Source organism: Streptomyces pacificus (assembly GCF_011766325.1).
Classification (GTDB): Bacteria; Actinomycetota; Actinomycetes; order Streptomycetales; family Streptomycetaceae; genus Streptomyces; species Streptomyces pacificus.
In genome coordinates this window covers 1-741 of the sequence record NZ_BLLG01000068.1, presented here as the reverse complement: position 1 = coordinate 741, position 741 = coordinate 1, and the positions used below count along the sequence as shown (strand labels likewise).

The following is a 741-nucleotide window of genomic DNA, read 5'->3' as shown; positions in this document are numbered from 1 at the left end:
TCGAGGCGCACGGCACCGGCACGACGCTCGGCGACCCCATCGAGGCCCAGGCGGTCCTCGCCACCTACGGCCAGGACCGCGACACCCCGGTGCTGCTGGGCTCGATCAAGTCCAACATCGGCCACCCGCAGTCGGCAGGCGGTGTCGCCGGCGTCATCAAGATGATCATGGCACTCCGTCATGGCGTCGTGCCCCGCACGCTGCACCTCGACGCACCGTCCGGCAACGTCGACTGGGACTCCGGAAAAGTCGAACTCCTCACCGAACGCCGCCCCTGGCCGGCCACCGGCCACCCGCGCCGGGCCGGTGTGTCGTCCTTCGGCGTCAGCGGCACCAATGCGCACCTCATCATCGAGCAGGCCCCGGAGCAGGCCCCGGAGGGGGCCCCCGATTCCGGCGAACCGGCAGGCACCACGCCCGCCGTCGTGCCCGCCGTCGTCTCGGGCCGTACCGAGCAGGCGCTCGCCGACCAGCTCGCCCGCCTCGCCACCGCCGAGGGAAGCCCCCTCGACATCGCCTACTCCCTCGCGTCCGGCCGCACCCGCTTCGAGCACCGGGTGGTCGTCGCGGACGGCGTGGAGATCGCGCGCGGCGAGGCCACCGAGCGGCAGGTCGCGCTGCTGTTCTCGGGGCAGGGTGGGCAGTGGACCGGGATGGGGCGGGAGTTGTACGGGCGGTTCCCGGTGTTCGCGGAGGCGCTCGACGAGGTGCTGGCCCGGCTTGAGCCGGGGTTGCGTGAGG

General features: G+C 73.3%; 1 protein-coding gene. It reads left to right on the top strand.

Annotated elements, in window-relative coordinates:
- Window positions 1–741 (top strand): ketoacyl-synthetase C-terminal extension domain-containing protein (locus tag SCWH03_RS28275; RefSeq protein ID WP_173267773.1); only part of this gene is annotated, 741 nt, incomplete at both ends.